6 protein-coding genes and 1 pseudogene are annotated in these 18,595 nt (G+C 73.9%); 3 read left to right on the top strand and 4 right to left on the bottom strand.

Features of this window, described 5'->3' with window-relative positions; all coding sequences use genetic code 11:
* Positions 1-37: 37 nt before the first annotated feature.
* Together NQU55_RS27695 and NQU55_RS27690 are read left to right on the top strand one after the other, a co-directional pair.
* Positions 38-7,162: pseudogene (locus NQU55_RS27695) on the top strand (amino acid adenylation domain-containing protein); the annotation flags it as partial.
* Positions 7,159-8,388, top strand: a complete 1,230-nt coding sequence (locus NQU55_RS27690; protein ID WP_256791373.1) for an MFS transporter — start codon at positions 7,159-7,161, stop codon at positions 8,386-8,388. The pseudogene NQU55_RS27695 and the gene NQU55_RS27690, both read left to right, overlap by 4 nt.
* A 16-nt stretch (positions 8,389-8,404) precedes the next feature.
* Here NQU55_RS27690 and NQU55_RS36620 read toward each other — a convergent pair whose 3' ends face one another.
* The 4 genes from NQU55_RS36620 to NQU55_RS27670 all read right to left on the bottom strand — a co-directional run bounded on the left by NQU55_RS36620 (position 8,405) and on the right by NQU55_RS27670 (position 17,443).
* Positions 8,405-11,452: an AfsR/SARP family transcriptional regulator gene (locus NQU55_RS36620; protein WP_168094983.1), complete on the bottom strand. Its 3,048-nt coding sequence runs from the start codon at positions 11,450-11,452 to the stop codon at positions 8,405-8,407.
* A gap of 200 nt (positions 11,453-11,652) precedes the next feature.
* On the bottom strand, positions 11,653-12,456 hold the full coding sequence (locus NQU55_RS27680; protein ID WP_256791372.1) for a GNAT family N-acetyltransferase: 804 nt from the start codon (positions 12,454-12,456) through the stop codon (positions 11,653-11,655).
* A 210-nt stretch (positions 12,457-12,666) separates the two neighbouring features.
* Positions 12,667-17,109 (bottom strand): tetratricopeptide repeat protein, encoded by a 4,443-nt coding sequence (locus tag NQU55_RS27675; protein ID WP_256791371.1) that lies wholly within the window; start codon positions 17,107-17,109, stop codon positions 12,667-12,669.
* 4 nt (positions 17,110-17,113) lie between these two features.
* Entirely contained in the window at positions 17,114-17,443 is a 330-nt protein-coding gene (locus NQU55_RS27670; RefSeq protein ID WP_168093748.1) for a CU044_2847 family protein, read from the bottom strand.
* 199 nt (positions 17,444-17,642) lie between these two features.
* Between NQU55_RS27670 and NQU55_RS27665 the strand changes: the two genes are divergently transcribed.
* The coding region (locus NQU55_RS27665; protein ID WP_256791370.1) for a coiled-coil domain-containing protein at positions 17,643-18,595 on the top strand (953 nt) is incomplete at its 3' end.

Raw genomic sequence — 18,595 nt, 5'->3', positions numbered from 1 at the left:
GCTGCTCCGCCGAGTGCGCGCGTCCCAAGGAGATCCCTTGTTCCCTGTGTCCTTCGCCCAGCGCCGGCTGTGGTTCCTCAACCGCATGGCCGAGACGGGCGCCGCCTACAACTGCCCGCTGGCGGTCCGCCTGCGCGGCCCGCTGGACCGAGCGGTCCTCGCCGCCGCGCTGGAGGACGTCGCCGGCCGCCACGAACTGCTGCGGACGGTGTTCCCCGAAGCCGACGGCGAGCCCGTGCAGCACGTCCTCGACCGTCGGCCCCCGCTGACGAACGTGGCGACCACCGAAGAGCGGCTGCCCGACGCCCTCGCAGAGGCCGCGGGCCACATCTTCGACCTCACCGTCGAGCTGCCCGTACGTGCCGAGCTCTTCGCCCTGTCGGCCGACGAGCACGTGTTCTCCCTCGTCATCCACCACATCGCCTGCGACGGCTGGTCGTGGGCGCCCCTGCTGGGCGACCTCTCGCAGGCGTACGCGGCGCGCTGCACCGGCACCGCCCCGCTGTGGGAGCCGCTGCCCGTCCGCTACGTCGACTACACCCTGTGGCAGCGCGAACTGCTCGGCGCGGAGGACGACCCGGACAGCGCGCTCGCCCAGCAGCTCCGCTTCTGGCAGGAGGAACTGGCCGGTATCCCCGCCGAGCTCTCCCTCCCCTTCGACCGGCCGCGTCCGGCAGTGGCCAGTTACGCGGGTGGTTCGGTTCCGGTGGAGCTGGACGCCGCGCTGCATGCCCGCCTGTCGGAACTCGCACAGTCGAACGACTGTACGTTGTTCATGGTGTTGCAGGCGGGCCTGGCGGTGTTGTTGTCGCGTCTGGGGGCGGGTACGGATCTTCCGATCGGTACTCCGGTGGCCGGTCGTGCGGACGAGGCCCTGGACGATCTGGTGGGCTTCTTCGTCAACACCCTGGTCCTGCGGACGGACGTTTCCGGTGATCCCAGCTTCGTTGACCTCCTCGCCCGCGTCCGGGAGGCGGATCTGGCGGCGTACGAGCACCAGGACGTTCCCTTCGAGCGCGTCGTGGAGGCCCTCAACCCCGACCGCTCCCTCGCCCGCCACCCCCTCTTCCAAGTCATGATGACGCTGGAGAACGGCTCCGGCACGGCCCTGAGCCTGCCTGGCGTCGCGGCCGAGGAGCAGCCGGTCGACTGGGACATCGCCAAGTTCGACCTGACCGCCGACTTCCAGGAACGGCGGGACGGCGAGGACCGGCCGGCCGGGATCAGCGGCTGCCTCGAGTACGCGACGGACCTCTTCGACCCGGAGACCGCCGACAGCATGGCCGCGAGCCTCACCCGGGTGCTGCGGCAGCTGGCGGCCGACCCCCACCGCCCGGTGAGCGAGGCGGAGCCGATGTCCGGCGAGGACCGCGAGCGGGTCCTGACGGGCTGGAACGACACGACCCGGCCCGCCCCCGAGGCGATGCTCCCGCAGCTGTTCGAGGACCGCGCCGCGCGGACACCGGAGGCGACGGCGGTGGTGCACGGCGACACTGCACTGACCTTCGCCGAGCTCAACGCCCGCGCCAACCGCCTGGCCCACGCCCTGGTCGAGCGCGGCGCGGGGCCCGAGACCGTCGTCGCACTGGCCCTGCCGCGATCCGAGGAGTCGGTGGTGGCACTGCTCGCGGTGCTCAAGGCCGGCGCCGCGTTCGTTCCCGTCGACCTGGAGTACCCGGCCGAGCGCATCGCCCTCCTGCTGGAGGACGCGGCCCCCGCGCTCGTCGTCACCGATTCCGCCACCGCCGGCACTCTGCCGGCGCCGGACGGCACGCACCCGGTACTGGTCGACGACCCGGCGACAGCCCGGTTCCCGCACGGCAACCCCGGACGCGAGGTGCGGCCCGGCAACGCCGCGTACATCATTCACACCTCCGGCTCCACCGGCCGGCCCAAGGGCGTCGTCACCGACCACGCCGGGCTGCGCAACCTCTACGCCCACCACCGCGCCGGCGTCATCGCCCGAGCCGAGGAGACCCATGGGCCCCGGCCCCTGCGGGTGGCGCTCACGGCCTCGCTGTCCTTCGACACGTCCTGGGAAGGACTGCTCTGGATGGTCGCCGGGCACGAACTCCACGTCATCGGCGACGACATCCGCCGCGACGCGGGCGCCATGACCCGCCACATCGCCGACGGCGGCATCGAGGTGCTCGACGTCACGCCGACCTACGCGGAACAGCTCGTCGAAGAGGGCCTGCTGGCCGACCCCCGGCACCGCCCCAAGGTGTTTCTGCTCGGCGGTGAGGCCGCCGGAGCCGCCCTGTGGACGCGGGTCCGGGAAGCCGACGGCATGCTCTGCTACAACCTCTACGGTCCGACCGAGTGCTCGGTCGACGCCCTGTGGTGGGACGCCGCCCGCAGCGAACGCCCCCTGGTCGGCCTGCCCCTCGACAACACCCGCGTCTACGTCCTCGACCGCATGCTGCGGCCCGTGGCGCCGGGCGTCGCGGGCGAGCTGTACATCGCGGGCGTGAGCCTGGCCCGCGGCTACCTGGGCCGGCCCGCCCTGACGGCGGAGCGGTTCGTGGCCTGCCCGTTCGCGGCGGGGGAGCGGATGTACCGCACGGGCGACCTCGTCCGCCGGCGGCGCGACGGCGCCCTGGAGTTCCTCGGGCGTGCCGACGACCAGGTGAAGATCCGTGGGTTCCGCGTCGAACCGGGTGAGATCGAGACGGCGCTGGCCCGGCTGCCGGACGTGGCGCAGGCCGCGGTGACGGTCCGCGAGGACGGCCCCGGCGGCAAGCGGCTGGTCGCGTACGTCGTGCCGGCGACCGGCCGCACGGTCGAGGCCGCCGGACTGCGCCGGGAGCTGGCGACGACGCTGCCCGACCACATGGTGCCGTCGGCGTTCGTGGTGCTGGACGCGTTCCCGGTGACACCGAACGGAAAGCTGGACCGCAAGGCACTGCCGCGCCCCGACTACGCGGCGGGCGCGGGCTCCCGTGCACCGCGCACGCCGCGCGAGGACATCCTGGCGGGCCTGTTCGCCGAGGTCCTGGGCCTGCCCGAAGTCGGCGTCGAGGACAACTTCTTCGACCTCGGCGGACACTCGCTCCTCGCGACCCGGCTGATCTCCCGCGCCCGGACCGGCCTCGGCGTGGAGCTCGGCATCCGCGACCTCTTCCGGACCCCGACCGTCGCGGGCCTGGCGGCCGGCCTGGATCGCTTCGGCCCGGCCCGGCCGCCGCTGCGGGCCGTCGACCGCCCGGATGTGCTGCCGTTGTCGTTCGCCCAGCGACGCCTGTGGTTCCTGAGCCGTACAGGGCAAGGGGTCAACTACAACTGCCCGTTCGCCCTGCGCCTGCGCGGCCCGCTGGACCGTGCCGCCCTCGCCGCCGCACTGATCGACGTCACCGGTCGACACGAGGCCCTGCGCACGGTCTTCCCCGAAGTGGACGGCGAGCCCTGCCAGCAGGTGCTCGCGGCGGAGGCCCCCGCCATGAACATGGACGTCGTCGATTGCGGGTCGGCCGGTCCGGGCGAGGCGCTGGAGCGTCTGGTGGCGGAGGAGTTCGATCTCGCCCGGCGGCCTCCGGTGCGCGCGACGCTGTTCGCGCTGGGCGAGGACGAGCACGTGCTGGCCCTGGTGGTCCACCACATCGCGCTCGACGGATGGTCGTGGGGACCGCTCTTCCGCGACCTGGCGCGGGCGTACGAGGACCGCACGCAGGGGAGGGCTCCGGAGTGGGAGCCGCTGCCGGTGCAGTACGCGGACTACACCCTCTGGCAGCGTCAGCTGCTGGGAGAGGAGAACGACCCGGACAGCGTCGCGTCCCAGCAGCTGGAATTCTGGCGGAAGCACCTCGCCGGCACCCCTTCCGAGCTGGCTCTTCCCTTCGACCGCCCGCGTCCGGCGGTGGCGGGTCACGCGGGTGGTTCGGTTCCGGTGGAGCTGGACGCCGCGCTGCACGCCAGGCTGCTGGAACTCGCGCGGACGAGCGGCTGCACGTTGTTCATGGTGTTGCAGGCGGGCCTGGCGGTGTTGTTGTCGCGTCTGGGGGCGGGTACGGATCTTCCGATCGGTACTCCGGTGGCCGGTCGTGCGGACGAGGCCCTGGACGATCTGGTGGGTTTCTTCGTCAACACCCTGGTGCTGCGGACGGACGTTTCCGGTGATCCCAGCTTCGTAGACCTCCTCGCCCGCGTCCGGGAGGCGGACCTGGCGGCGTACGAGCACCAGGACGTTCCCTTCGAGCGCGTCGTGGAGGCCCTCAACCCCGACCGCTCGCTCGCCCGCCACCCCCTGTTCCAGGTCATGTTCCAGCTCCAGGAAACTGTCGACGACACCCTGTCCCTCACCGGCCTCGACGTCCGCGACGAGCCGCTCCGCTTCGACGTGGCGCAGTTCGACCTGACCGTCGACGTCCAGGAGCGGCGGGACGCCGAAGGCGGCCCGGCCGGGATCAGCGGTTCCCTCCACTACGCGGCGGACCTCTTCGACCCGCACACGACGGCCGGCATCGGCGCGGCCCTCGCACAGGTCCTGGGCGGACTCGCCGCCGACCCGGCCAGGCCGGTGAGCGCGGCGGACCCGCTCTCACCCGAGGAGCGCGACCGGGTGCTGGTGCAGTGGAACGACACCGGGCTGCCTGCACCCCGTGCGACCCTGCCGGAGCTGTTCGAGGCCCAGGCGGCGCGTACACCGCAGGCCACGGCCGTGGTGCACGAGGACTCGGCGCTGACCTTCAGCGAGCTCAACGCCAGGGCCAACCGGCTGGCCCGCCGCATGGTACGGGCCGGGGCGGGGCCCGAGCGGGTGGTGGCGGTGGCGCTGCCCAGGTCCGAGGAGTCGGTGGTGGCGCTGCTCGCCGTCCTCAAGTCCGGCGCCGTCTGCCTGCCCGTCGACACGGGCTATCCGGCGGAACGCATCGCCCTGCTGCTGGAGGACGCCGCCCCTGCGCTCGTCGTCACGGACGCGCTGACGGCGGACCGACTGCCGCTCGGCGACATCCCTCGGCTGGCGGCCGACGATCCCGCCACCGCCGCCGAGTCCGCGGGCAACCTCGGGCGCGAAGTGCGGCCCGGTGACGCCGCATACATCATCCACACCTCCGGCTCCACCGGCCGGCCCAAGGGCGTCGTCACCGACCATGCCGGGCTGCGCAACCTCTATGCCTTCCACCGCGCAGGCGTCATGACCCGCGCCGAGGAGGCGTACGGGGCCCGGCCCATGCGCGTGGCCCTGATGACCTCGCTGTCCTTCGACGCCTTCTGGGACGACGTGCTGTGGATGGTCGCCGGTCATGAGCTGCACGTCATCGGCGACGACGTCCGCCGGGACGCGGGCGCCCTGGTGCGCCACATCGCCGGCGCCCGCATCGACGTCATCGGTCTCACGCCCACCCACGCCGAACAGCTCCTTGAAGAGGGTCTGGCGGACCGTCCCCCTCGGGTGTTCGAGATCGGCGGCGAGGCCGCCGGCTCCGCCCTGTGGGAGCGGCTGCGGCAGGTGGACGACATGCTCTCCTTCAACTTCTACGGCCCGACCGAGTGCACGGTCGACGCCCTGTGGTGGGACCTGGCGGACAGCACCCGGCCCATGGTGGGCCGCCCGGTCGCCAACGCGCGGGCGTACGTCCTGGACGCGGCGCTGCGGCCCGTACCGCCCGGCGTCGCGGGCGAGCTGTACATCGCCGGTGCGGGGCTGGCCCGCGGCTACCTGAACCGGCCGGCCGCGACGGCGGAGCGGTTCGTGGCGTGTCCGTTCGCGGCGGGGGAGCGGATGTACCGCACGGGCGATCTGGTGCGGTGGGACCGCGACGGCGTCGTGGAGTTCCTCGGCCGGGCGGACGAGCAGGTGAAGATCCGGGGCTTCCGCATCGAACCGGGTGAGATCGAGGCCGCCCTGGCCCGGATCCCGGGCGTGGGCGGGGCCGCGGTGAGCGTCCGCGAGGACGGCCCCGGCGGCAAGTGGCTCGTCGCCCACGTCGTGCCCGTGGCCGGCCGCACGCTCGAAGCGGCCGCCCTGCGCCGTGAGCTGGCGTCGCTGCTGCCGGAGCACATGGTGCCGTCGGCGTTCTCCGTACTGGAGGCCTTTCCGCTGACACCGAACGGCAAGCTGGACCGGGCCGCGCTGCCCCGTCCCGACCACGTGGCGGGCGCGGGCTCCCGTGCGCCCCGCACGCCCGAGGAGGCGACGCTGACGGGTCTGTTCGCCGAGGTCCTGGGCCTGTCCGAAGTCGGCGTCGAGGACAACTTCTTCGCCCTCGGCGGGCACTCGCTCCTCGCGGCCCGGCTGATGTCCCGCGCCCGCACCCTGCTCGGGACCGGGCTCGGTGTCCTGGACCTGTTCCAGGCGCCCACCGCGGCCGGGCTGGCCGCGCGCATCGCCGCGGACGGCGCGCACGACGCGCTCACTCCCCTGATCCCCCTCCGGACCGGCGGCGGGCAGCCCCCGCTGTTCTGCGTGCACCCCGGCGCCGGGATCGGCTCGGTGTACTCGGGGCTGCCCGGGCACCTCGGCCCCGACCGGCCGGTGTACGCCCTCCAGGCACGGGCGTTGCGCGACCCGGCCGCCCGGCCCGCGAGCGTCGAAGCCATGGCGGAGGACTACGCCGACCTGATCCGTACCGTCCAGCCGGCCGGCCCGTACCACCTCCTCGGCTGGTCGTTCGGCGCGGTCGTCGCGCACGCCGTGGCGGTCCACCTCCAGGCACGGGGAGCGGAGGTCGCCGAACTGGTGATGCTCGACGGCTACCCCACCGAGGACGGCGCGCAGGAATGCTCCCAAGGGGACGCGCTGGCCGAACTCCTCGCCTCCCTGGGCTGCCCGGTGGCGGCGGACACCCCGGTCGACGAAGCCGGGTTCGCCCGGCTGGCAGGCGCCCCCGGCGGACCGCTGGCCGGCCTCGGGACGGACGTGATCGCGGCCGTCGGCGAGGCCTTCGTCCACCACGGCACGCTCGCGGACCACCACCGTCCCGGCCGCTTCCACGGCGACGTCACCTTCTTCACGGCGGCACTCGACGCGGAATCCGACACCGATACCGACACCGATACCGGCACCGATACCAATACCGACGCCGGCGGCCCCGAGTCGTGGCGGCCCTACGTGACGGGCCGCATCGACCGGCACGACCTCGACTGCGCCCACGGCGAGATGATGGCGGAGCAGCCGCTCGCGCGGATCGGCGCGGTCCTCCGGGACAGGCCCGTCCGGTGAAGGGCTCCCTGCGACACCGTGACTTCCGGCTGCTGTGGGCGGGGGAGTCGATCAGCCAGGCCGGCAGTGCGGCGACGCGCGTGATGCTGCCGTTGATCGCCGTGGGCACCCTGCACGCGAGCTCGATGACCATGAGCGTGCTGAACGCCGCCGCATGGCTGCCCTGGCTGCTGATCGGCCTGCCCGCCGGGGCCTGGGTCGACCGCATGCGCCGCCGCCCCGTGATGATCGTGTGCAACGCCGTCTCGGGGGTGCTGCTCCTCTCCGTGGCGGCGGCCGCCTGGCTGGACGCCCTCTCGGTCGGCCAGCTGCTCCTGGCGGCCGCCCTGTCCGGCACCGCCGACGTCTTCTTCCGCGCGGCCTACAGCGCCTATGTCCCGGCCCTGCTGCCGCGCGAGGACCTCGCGGACGGCAACGCCAAGCTCGAAACCAGCGAATCGGCCGCCGAAGTCGTCGCGCCGAGCGCGGGCGGCGCGCTCGTCCAGGCCGGGGGAGCGGTCTTCGGATTCCTCGCGGACGGCCTGAGCTTCCTCGCGTCGGCGCTCCTGTTGACCCGGATCCGGGCGCAGGAGGGCCCGCCGGGCGGCGAGCGGCGCAGGGCCCCCGCCCTCCTCCCGGAGATCCGCGAAGGCTTCGCCTTCCTGGCCCGGGACCCCTTCCTGCGGACGATCCTGCTGTGCGACGCCGGCATGAACCTCTTCCTCGCGGGCACCCAGGCGCTCTCGATCGTGTTCCTGAGCCGCACGGTCGGCGTCGACGGCGGCACCATCGGCGTGCTGATCGCCCTCGTCGGCCTCGGCGGGGTGCTGGGGGCCGTGGTCTCGCCCCTGCTGGCCCGCACGTTCGGCACCGCCCGGGCCGTGCTGCTGTGCGCCTTCTGCGGCGGCCCGTTCGGGCTGCTGGTCCCGCTCACCACCGACGGCGCGGGGCTGGCGGCCTTCCTCGTCGGGGACTTCTGCCTCGGCGCGAGCATCGTCGCCGGAAACGTGATCATCGTCAGCTTCCGGCAGGCGTACTGCCCGCCCGGGATGCTCGGCCGGATCAGCTCCAGCATCCGCTTCGTCATGTACGGAACGGTCCCGGTCGGCAGCCTCCTGGGCGGCGCCCTCGCCACCGTCCTCGGCGACCGCGGCGCCCTGTGGATCCTCTACGCGGGCAACGCCCTGTGCGCCCTGCTCCTCCTCCCCGGCCCGGTCCGCAACCGCAGGGAGCTGCCGGTGGGGTGAATTCCAGCCGAGGCGATCAGGTCCCGTCCGGGTGCTGCGGCACCGGCCCCGGACGGGACCCTGCCGCGGCGCCCGCCGTCGTATCCGCGGCCCCTCTCAGCCCCCGGTACAGTTCCGCGGCCCGCACCAGGTGCGCGTCCGCCTCCGTGTCCTCGTCGCCCACCGCCCGCAGGGCCCTGCCGAGAGCGTCGTGGCTACGGGCCGTCAGCAGCGGTTCCTGGGTCAGCCGAGCGCCGGCCAGGGCACCGCGCGCGGTGTCGACGGCAGCCGCGGTGTCCCCCGTCGCCAGGAGAGCCCCGGAGAGCCGGAACAGGCACTCCGTCTCGTTGCGGGCCTGGCCACTGGACCGGGCACGTTCCAGCACCTGCCGGTACAACCGGGCCGCCTCCGCGTGGCCGCCACCGAGCAGGAGACTGTCCGCCTCCGTCATCATCACCCTGATCAGCCACTTCTCGTCCTCGCTCCGGGTGAAGACCCCCGTCAGCTCCCGGCACTGCGCCGCGATCCGGTCCAGGTCCACACGCCGGTCCGGGTCCTCGACCTCGATCTGGAGCAGGACGGTGCGCCTCCGCGCCACCAGCTCCCGGTCGCCGCTGACCGCGGCCAGAGCCACCGACCGCTCCGCGAAGGTGCGGGCCGACGCGAAGTCGCCGACCTGGAGGTCCAGTTCGGCCAGCATCGCCAGCGAGAACAGCACCAGCAGGAAGGGCCGGTGGCCGCCGCCCGGCGCGGGGACGTCCTCGAAGATCTCCAGGACCTTCAGCAGGTGTGCCCGTGAGCGGCGGAGCGACTCGGGGGAGGAGTGCTTCTTGAGGATCACCCCCGCCGCGTACTGGGCGGTGCCCGCGATGTGCCCCCCGCAGTGTGCCAGAGCGGCCGGGACCAGCGCGCTCGCGGCCTGCGCGAACGGCGCCAGCGGCACGACGTCCTCGAAGCAGGGCACGAGCGTGACGATGTCCACGGCGAGCGCCACCGCGTCGGGGTCGCCACTGGCCGCCGCCTGCTCGACCACCGCGACCAGCGTGGGCAGCGCACCCTGCATCCACACCATCGCCTCGCGCCCGCCGCCCACCTCCGCGCCCGCCGACCGCCGCGGGTGGATCTCCGCGGTCAGCGGCCCGGCCAGCGGCTGAGAGGCCCGCACCGCGGCGACGACACTGGCGCACATGTAGTCGGCCGCGCGGCGCACCACCGTACGGCGTTCCCCCTCGGTCAGCTCGGCCTGCGCCTTGGCCCGTGCGTACGCGCCGACCAGGTCGTGGAAGTGGTAGCGGCCCGGCGCCCGGGTCTCCAGGAGCACGGCGTCGACCAGCGCTTCCAGCACCTCTTCGGCGTCGTACTCCGGCAGTTCGAGAACCGCGGCCGCGCTCCTGATGTCGAAGGCCGCGCAGTGCGGCACGGACAGCGTCATGAACGCACGGGCCTGCCCGGGAGCCAGCTGCGACGTCGACAATTCGAAGACCGCCTCGACCGTCAGCTCGCCCACCCGGAGCTCCCCGAGCAGCCTGGCCTGGTCCGACATGCGTTCCAGCAGCGTCGCGACGGTCCACGCGGGCCGGGCCGCCAGACGGGCCCCGGCCGCGCGCAGCGCCAGCGGCAGATACCCGCAGGCCGCCGCCAGCGCCGCGACGGCATCCCGCTCCTCCTCGATCCGCCGCGCCCCGGCGACCTTGCCGATCAGCTCCACCGCATCGTCGGGACCCAGGCCCGTCAACGGCACGGTGAGGACGGCGGGCATCGCCGCCAGGGCCCGGGCCGTGACCAGCGCGGCGCACCGGGCCGCGCCCGGCAGCAGCGGCTCGACCTGCGCCACGCTGGTGGCGTTGTCCAGTACGACCAGCACGGCGCGCTGCGCCAGCATGGTGCGGAACAGCGCCGTGCGGTCGGCGAGCGACACCGGGAAGCGCTCGTGCGGAACGCCCAAGGCCGTCAGAAAGCCCGTCAGGATCGCGGCCGGGTCGCACGGCGTCCCGTCCGGCCCGCGCAGATTCGCGTACAGCTGGCCGTCGGGATAGGCCCCGGCAACGGCGTGCGCCGCTCGCAGAGCCAGGGTGGTCTTGCCGACCCCGCCCATCCCCGTGATGACCGCGACGGCGTGCTCGGCGCCGCCGGTGAGCGCGGAGACCAGCGCGGATATCTGGTCGTGACGCCCGGTGAAGTCACAGGGCACGGGCGGGAGCTGGGCGGGCACCGGCGGCCCCTGAACAGCCGGCCGCACCTGTTCGCCCCGCGAAGGCGTCCCCCCGCCCACCACGGAAGGGGACGCGAGGAGCGCCCTGTCCTCCGCCAGGATGGCCGCGTGCAGCCCCCGCAGCGCGGGCCCCGCCTCGATGCCCAGCTCGTCCGCGAGTACCCGACGGGCATCGTCGTAGGCCAGCAGCGCCTCGGCACCGCGCCCGGAGCGGTAGAGCGCCACCATCAGCGCGCCGTACAGCCGCTCCCGGTACGGGTACGACTCCAGAGCGCGCAGGATGTCCGGCACCAGCTCCGAGGTGTGCCCGCACTCCAGGAGCAGCTCCAGGCGGTGCTCCACCGCGGACGCGCGCTGCTCGGCCAGCGCACGGCGCTGGTCCTCCGCACCGGGCCCGGGCAGCCCCGCCAGAGCCGGGCCCCGCCACATCCCGAGGGCTTCCTCCAGGCAGGCCACGGCGCCCGACAGGTCGCCGCCCCGGGCCTGCCGCTTGGCCCGCGCCGTGAGCAGGCCGAACCGCAGCGCGTCGACGCACTCCTCGGGAAGCCGCAGCACGTATCCGTCGGCCGTGGTCTCGATGACCGAGGACGGGCGCCCGCCGCCGTCCGTGTCCACCCGGTCGAAGTGCGTCCGCAGCCGGTGCACGTAGTTCACGACCACGCGCCGGGCGGTGGACGGCGGATCGTCGTGGTACAGACCGTCGATCAACTTGTCGAAGGTCACCAGGGTGCCCGCGCGCAGGGCCAGGGCCGCCAGTACGGTCTGCGCCCCCGGAGCGCCGGGACGGGTGGCCGTGCCCTGCGCCGAAACGTACTGGACGGGACCGAGCAAACGGATGCGGGTCACCTCGTGCGGCGCGGGCAATTGCGACATCTCCTCCTGTCCCGACGGACAGCTGCCCATCATATGGGGCGTGCTGACCGGGGCGGCGCGCCGATCAGCCGCCCTGACCGGCGAGACGCGGAGGGCGGGGGTCAGGGAGCGCTTTGCGAACCGTTCCGCCCGACCCCTCACTCATACATTCCTGTTACACGCGGGTTGGCCGGGGACGCTGAGTCACGCCGTGGTGCCGGTCATTGGGAGGACCACCAGGTCGACTCGGTGACGGCGGTGTAGCCCAGCGACTCGTACAGCGGCCGTCCGAGCCGTGAGGCGGTGAGCGTCACCGGAAGGTTCGCCATGGGCGCGAGCGAGCCGAGCATGACCGCCCGCCCGACGCCGCGGGAGCGGTGCGCCGACGACGTGCTGACCCAGTAGTGGCAGCCGACCCCGTCGTGGACGACGGTGACACCGGCTCCGACCGCCTCGCCGTCGAGGACCGCGAGAAAGACGTCCACGCCCGGCTGCTCGGTCAGCGCCGAGGGGAACAACTCGCCGGGACGGTAGGGGTCGAATCTCGTCAGCTCGAAGCCGTCGATCACGATCTGCTCGGTAGTCTGCAGCTCGTCCGTGCGCCGGACCCGGATCACGTCCATCGCGGGGGCGGCGACAGGGCCGGGCGGACGCACCATGATCGGCATCTGCCAGTTGCGCATGCCCAGGTGGCTCAGGTCGGTGGTACTGAACGGATCCTCGGCATCCACCGGACCGGTCGATCGGCCGACCAACTCGGTCAGCTCGGCGAGCTCGTGCGCGTCGAGATCGGGTTCCTGCAGCAGGAAACGTGTCCCGGCGCGCTCGTCGCCGAGCACGGCGAGGAAGCTGCGCCGGCGGATCACCTCGTGGCCGCGGGAGTCTCCGAGTGCGGTCCAGAACGCGGCCGAGTTGCGGGCCTGGCGTATCACCGCCTCGTCGAAGGCCGCGGGGCGATCCGGACCGTCCTGCCTGCTTCGATCCTCGACACGAGCGTCGGGGGCGGTCTGCCAAGTGTTGGCCACGGATGGCTCCTGTTCGGTCAATGTGCGGTGATCCGGGTGAAGGGGCGCGGGCGGGGCCCGAGGAGAAGTGACTCGGGCCTACGTCGCGCCTCCGGCCCAACGACGTAATGTCGCTGATAGGCGGACGGATCTCAACCGATATTGCTCGGGCACCAGGTGGCCTCGTGGGCATGGCCCGACGGTCAGTCAGGAGTCCCGTCCTGCTTACCGTCAGTCACAGGCCCTTCGGGCGTCTGCGGCTGCGCGTTCCTCCGCGAGGTCGTACCAGTACCGCGCTTCCTGTTCGTCGTCCTCGGCGGATGCGACGTCGCCCAGCAGGGAGAGCAGGGCAGCGGGAAGAGGATGCGGCGGGGCCGCCCCCGGGAGCTCGGGGGGCTTGGACGGAGTGGTGTGCGGGTGTGTGCTCGGGTTCGAGGGGGCTTCCGACGGCGTCAGCGACTCCGGCGGAGCATCTCCGGTCACTTCCGGGCCCCAGACCTCCTCGGCGCGCTTCCGCTGCCCCGTGCTGAGGAGCAGCTCGGCGAAGTCGTAGCGTGCCGCGGACTCCGTCTCCGCGTCGCCGCATGCGACGGCCCGCTCGAACCAGGGGTACGCCTCCTCCGGGCGGCGGTCCGCTGCCAGGACCTGGCCCAGCAGGCGCAGTGCCTGGGGCCGGTGCTCGGCGTTCTCCGAGCGGGCCAGGGGGAGCAGCACCTCCTCGGCTTCCCGGAAACGGCCCATGCGGAAGAGCGTGCTGCCGAGGTAGCGTCGCGCCATCGGTTCGATTCCGGGCTCTCCGGTGGCCAGGGCGTCGCTCAGCAACCGCCGCGCCGCCTCGAAGTCATGGGCGGAGCGCCGTACGACGCCGAGCAGGGCCGTGGCCCGGGGCGCGGACGCGGGAGCGTTCCGGTTCAGGGCGCCTTCGAGGAGTTCCCCCGCTGCCTCCAGTTCGCCGGCGTCGAGCAGGTACTCGCCCGCGTCGAGCAAGGCTGCCGCGACCATGTCGGCGTCGGTGCCGTCTCTGCCCGTGCCCCCGCCCCCGTCCGAGCCGAGCAGGAGCTCCTCCGCGGCAGCGTGGTCGCCCCTGCGGAGCAGCAGCATGCACAGGTAGGCGCGAGCCGCCTCGGTGACGTCCGAGGGAGTGCCGTCGACCACGGACCGCAGCAACTCCCGGGCCTCGGCCTCCTCGTCGGCGGTCGCAGCACCCTCCAGCAGGAACTTCGCCAGATGGAAGCGGGCCAGCTGCGCCGGGGGAGTGTCGCCCCCTGCCGCTGCCTGGCGCAGGCAGCGAAATCCCTCCGCCGGCCGGTCGTCGTGCACGAGGACCATGCCGAGCAGGGCCGTGGCCCAGAGCACCACCGTGGTGTTGTCCGACGCGGCGACGACCCGCAGGTGGTCCTCGGCGCGTGCGAAGTCTCCGCCGTCGGCGAGCATGACGGCCAGGTCGATCCGGGCGATCAGCGACCATTCGCCGTGGCCGGAGTCGATGGCGGTCCGGTAGGCGTCCTCGGCTTCGGTCACTCGGCCGTCGGCTGCGAGGAGGTCGCCCAGGAAGTCGGCGGCCCGGGGTGCCTGGTGGGGGTGGCCGGACTCCATGACTGCCGTGAGCAGTTCTCGTGCCCGGGCCGTGCCGCCCCGGGCGGCCGCCAGGAGGGAGGCCAGGTCGATCCGGGCGATCTGCGCCCAGTCCCGGTGGCCGGAGTCGATGGCGGTCCGGTAGGCGTCCTCGGCTTCGGTCACTCGGCCGTCGGCTGCGAGGAGGTCGCCCAGGAAGTCGGCGGCCCGGGGCGCCTGGTGGGGGTGGCCGGACTCCATGACTTCCCTGAGCAACTCCTCCGGCCGGGCCGCCCTGCTGTCCTCCGCCGTCGCCACGACGGCGAGATCGACGCGGGCCGTGGGCGCCCAGTCCGGGTGGCCGGAGGCGACGGCGCGCTCCAGCCAGCTGCGGGCGGTGCCGGCCTCGCCCAGGGCGGCGTACCACTCGCCGAGGACGCAGGCCGCCCGCGGCCCCTGGTCTGGGTGTTCCAGGTCCGCGATCTCGCGCAGCAGGGGCAGGGCCTGACCGGCCTCGTCCTGGTGCAGCAGCACGATGCCCAGGCTGACCTTGCCGGGCGGGACCAGCAGGGGATGCCCGGACAGCAGCACGGACTCCAGCATCCGCCGGGCCTCGGCATGCCGGCCCTGCAGGATGTACAGCTCCCCCAGGCCCCATTGGGCCTGGGGGGCGGCGTGGTACCCGCCGCTGCTCACCGCCGACTTCAGCAGTTCCTCGGCCCGGTCCAGTCTGCCCCGGCCGGCGTAGAGCGAGCCGAGGTTCGCCTCGGCCAGTGCGGTGATCTGGCCCGCGAGCGACTCGCCCACCGTCCGGGACAGCGCCCATGGCCGCTCGGTGGGCTCGGCGGAGCCGGCGCGGACACCGCCGCTCCTCGTGCCCGGCTTGCCGCTCTCGCGGCCCTCGGCATGGGCGGACCGGATTCCCCGGGCGTCGCTGCCGGTGAGGACACGGGCCCATTGCGTCCGGGCCAGGACGGCCACCTCGGTGTCCCCCGCGGCGAGGACGGCCTCCAGCAGCTGTTCGGCCCGCTGTGTCTCGCCCTGCAAGGCCAGCACTCCCGCGAGGCCGACCTGGGCCAGCTGCGACACCTGGGGGTCCCGGGAGCCGAGGGCCGCTTCCAGCAGTCCGCGCGCCCGGGCCCGCTCGCCCGTCATGCCGAGCACTCCGGCCAGCTCGACCTGAGCCAGCGGGGCCACGTCCTCCACGGCCGAGGAGGCCGCCGTGCCCAGCAAGGTCACCGCTTGGGCGAAGTCGCCCTCGTACAGGCGTATCTCGCCGAGCATCAGGGACGCCCGGGCCGAGCTCTCCGGGTCGTCCGCGGCCCGCGCGACCTGCTGGAGCATCCGCACGGCGATGCCGGGCTCCTCGCGGATCAGCGCCGTGTACGCGCTCCGGAGCAGTTCTGCGTGCGGCTGCCGTGCGGCGAGGTACTCCCAGGCGAACAGGGGCACGGCGGCGGAGGGGTCCTCGGCCCGGCTGTCCAGGTACTCGGACAGGTACGGGGACCCGGCGTACGCGGGACCGCCGTCGGCGTCCGGGACGCGCTCCAGCAGGGCGATGCTCCCGGCCACCGGCTCGCGCGCCCACGTCAGGCCCGACCGGAACAGAGACTCGTCGGCGTCGAACGGGGAGCGGGCGGCGGAGAGGTAGGCGTCGAAGAGTTCTCGCAGAGCGGCTTCCGGGACGGGTGCCGCCATGCCCATCCGGTGCCAGTCCGTGGCCGCCTTGACCAGTGCCCGGCCGGCGGGGCAGCTGTCGGCGGCGTCGTCGAAGCGCTGTTCGAGGGCGGTGGCGGCGACCATCAGCTCGCCGATTCCGCGGGCGGTGAAGTCCTCCGCCGGATAGAACTGCCGGGCGAGCTCGGCGTCCTCCGTGGCGAGGCGAGCCGGCAGTTCGACGGTGCGCGCCTTGCCCAGGACGGTGCGGGCGACGCGGCCGACGTCGTTCTCCATGGCGGTCAGGGCGGCCCGCTGCCTGGCCGGGAGGGTGGCGACGACGGTGACGGGCGGGTCCCGCCGGGCCAGCCGGTCGAGGATCTGCAGGTCCAGGCCGCCGGGCTGCAGGTAGTGGTGCAGGTCGTCCAGCCACAGCACGGACCGGTCACCGCCCGTCGGCAGGACGAGGCGGCTGATGTCGTCGAGGACCCGGTGGTCCGGTCCGTGCCGGCGCGGCACGATCAGCCGTGCGCCGGGCAGCGCGCTTCGCAGCGCCTCGTACAGCGTGCGGGACTTGCCTGCCTTCGAGCGCCCCACGAGCAGGACGAACCGGGCGTCGGTGAGGGCGGCGGCGAGCTCCTCGTCCTGGCGGCGCCGGGGCACGTAGGGGGCGGCGTCGCCCGGGCGGTCGCCGTACTTGGAGCGGGCGACGCCGATGTCGTACGGGTCCACCCGGCCGATCCGGGGGATCTCCCCTTCCGCGGTGAGCGGGAGCCACAGCAGCCTTTCGAGCCGGCTCCGCAGTTCCTCGGTGGTCGCGTCGTGCACGTACGGGGCGAGCGGGGGCCAGTACCGGACCAGCGTCTCGACCCTGATCGCGTAAGCCGTGCGCCGGTCGGCCTTCTTCACGGAGTCGCGGGCGACCAGCATGCCGACCACGCCCCGGCTCGTCATGTCCCACACCGGGGAGCCGGAGAAGCCCTGTTCCAGCGCCCAGCCGCCGTGCGGGTTCGCCTCCACCTGCAGCCACTCGCTGCCGGCGTGACCGATGATCTCGCCCCGCACGGGGACCCCCTGGCGGGAACGCTCCTTGGGATAGCCGTACGCGCGGAAGCGGTGGTCCCAGGTGCCGGGGTCCGTGGTGCGCAGCGGGGCCGGCCCGGCCCCGGCGGGTGGCGGGCCGGCCAGCTCCAGGACGGCGACGTCGCCGGTTTCGGCACCGCCGGCCGGGTGCCAGCCGCCGGGCACGACCGTGGCGGGGACCGGGTCGTGCGCCCCGGCGTACTGGAACGTGACGAACACCGGCGCCCCGGGCACCTCGGGGGCCGGGCCCGGGCGTACGACGTGCGCGCACGTCAGCACATGGCGCGGGGTGACCAGCAGCCCGGCGCCGACGGGGTCCTCCGCCGGGGACCGGCGGACGCCCACCAGCCAGGGCGGGCGCTCCCGGGCAGCCGCGGACACCGGTTCACATGCCGGGGCGCGAGGCGGAGCGGTTCCAGTGGATCCTGACGCTGAAGTGCCCCTCGACGGCCGTCTTCGCGATCACCACGCCCGATTCGGCGTTGAGCTTCATCCCGAACTCGACCTCGTACTCGTCCGGCGCCAGGGCCTTGACGGAGTCGACGACGGAGCGGAGGGCCGGGCGGATGGCCGTCAGCGCGTCCTCCAGCCGCCCTGCGGCCTGCACGACGCCGTTCGCGTCCCGGGAGATGAGCTCCAGCCCGGGGCCGTCGTCGTCCACCTCGACCAGCAGAGCCGCCCCGTCAGGACCGCTGAAACGCACCAACTCGGCCATGAGTCCCCCGAACACCGGTTGTCGTGCGTGCAGGATAGTCGCGGGAGCACCGGCTCCGGGCGGGTTCGCGGCGATACGCTGACCGTCGGAAAGACTGATCGACGGACACGCTGACGGCCGGACGGACGGCGCGGAACGGGGCGGGGCGGGACCGGCCGCGTTCGCGGTCCGGCCGGGGCCGGCCCGACGGGGGGACAACGTGGACGACGCCCGACGCGAGATCGCGGACCTTCTGGCCACCGCCGGCCTCAGCGACCAGGAAGCCGCCCTGCGCACACTGGGCCTCGCCTTCCAGTGGGCCGCGGCCGCCCTGGGCCGGGTGGACGGAGGGGAGAGCGGAAGCGCCGCACTGGCGGCCCTGTACGACCTGGACGACGCGCTGGAGGATGGCCGCTGCCTGCCCGGCGTGCTGCCCGGGCTGCTGGCGGCGGCCCGGCCCGGACGCGAAGTGGCCCGCGGCACGGAGGAGCTGGTGCGGGAGCTCGCCGAGGCGACCGACCAGGTCGCCCGCGAACGCGCCGGCCTGGAGAAGCTCCTGGCGACCGAGGAGGCCCTGCGCCGCCGCTTGGCCGAGTACGAGGTGCTGCGCCGGCAGGTGGACGAGCTGCGCCGCCTGGAGAGGCTCGTCGTCGCGCTGGACGCGCTGCGCGAACAGCAGGAGGTCATCGGCGAGCGGCTGGCACAGCTGCGCGGGCGGGACACCGGGACCGAGGAGGCGCTCCGCACGAGCAGCGACGCGCTCGTACGGCTCACGGAGGAGCAGCTCGCGATCCTGGCCCCGCAGGCCCGCCGGACCCTGGAGCGGGCCGCCGAGGCGCAGGCGGAGCTGGCCGCGGCGGAGGGCGAGCAGCGCGCGAACGCCATGGAACTCTCCTCCTGCCACGAGCGGTTGCAGCGCATCCGGGACGAGCGGGGCGCGCAGCTCGCCGCCCTGAGCCGCCACGCGCAGGCCGACCGCGAGCTGGCACGAGCGCTCCGCGAGGCCGCCGGAGCGGCCGGGAGCACCGCCGTCCCCCCGGGCGGGCTCGTCACCGCAGCGGACGTGGAGAGCGTCACGGAGGCGGTCGGGCGGCGGCTCCGTGAGGCGGACGAGGTGCTGCGGCGGGTGCTGGAGGAACACCGGCAGCAGGACACGGAGGGGCGGGTCATGCT

It is taken from the genome of Streptomyces telluris, from assembly GCF_024519335.1.
Taxonomy (GTDB): domain Bacteria; phylum Actinomycetota; class Actinomycetes; order Streptomycetales; family Streptomycetaceae; genus Streptomyces; species Streptomyces telluris.
The sequence above is the reverse complement of the archived record's forward strand: the minus strand, read 5'-3'. Positions and strand labels throughout refer to the sequence as shown.